The organism is Aneurinibacillus aneurinilyticus ATCC 12856, assembly GCF_000466385.1.
Taxonomy (GTDB): domain Bacteria; phylum Bacillota; class Bacilli; order Aneurinibacillales; family Aneurinibacillaceae; genus Aneurinibacillus; species Aneurinibacillus aneurinilyticus.
On the sequence record NZ_KE952779.1, the window covers coordinates 1 to 588 of the forward strand.

Consider the following 588-nt stretch of genomic DNA (forward strand, 5'->3'; position numbering starts at 1 on the left):
GGTTTCCAAAAACAGCTTGCCGGTTGTATCGTCTGAAAGCTGTTTTTCATCCAGATAATGGGTAGCGGAAATCGGCTGTGCTTTTACCGGTTGATTCATGTTCCAGTTTTCAGTTGCGGATTGAATGTGCAGGGATTGAATCCCGCTGTCATTGGAAGTTGGAAACGCAAAATGGAGCGTCACATCCGACTTCCGTTCATATAGCTGGTTATCGATCAAAATATCGGCCTTAACATAATTATTTTTATTGAAAACTTGCTGCAACGTTTTATCCTGTTGGATGGTAGACACTTGTTCCTTCAAGGTACGAACCATCGTATCCAGCTCGTTTTTGAATGTTTCTGTCGTCATCTTCGCTGTAGCATCCACATTGTTAATCGTTCTGACAATGGCCTCAACCGCTTCCTTATCTTTGCTTATTCCATCCATAAAATTCAAAATAAGAGAAGGGATTTCATCTCCATTTATTTGTACATGCACATTCTTTCCATCTATATTCTCTCCCTGTACTTTATCCTGCTTGGATGTTATTTCAAAGCGGGAAGGATTCGGCAAGTTTTTGATAATATACGGAGTAAGCTCTTTCAT

At 40.3% G+C, this 588-nt stretch carries 1 protein-coding gene; it reads right to left on the reverse strand.

All coding sequences use genetic code 11. The features are described 5' to 3' along the window. Positions 1–588, reverse strand: a 588-nt coding sequence (locus tag HMPREF0083_RS28735) for a hypothetical protein (RefSeq protein WP_021621575.1), incomplete at both ends; no start/stop codon positions are given.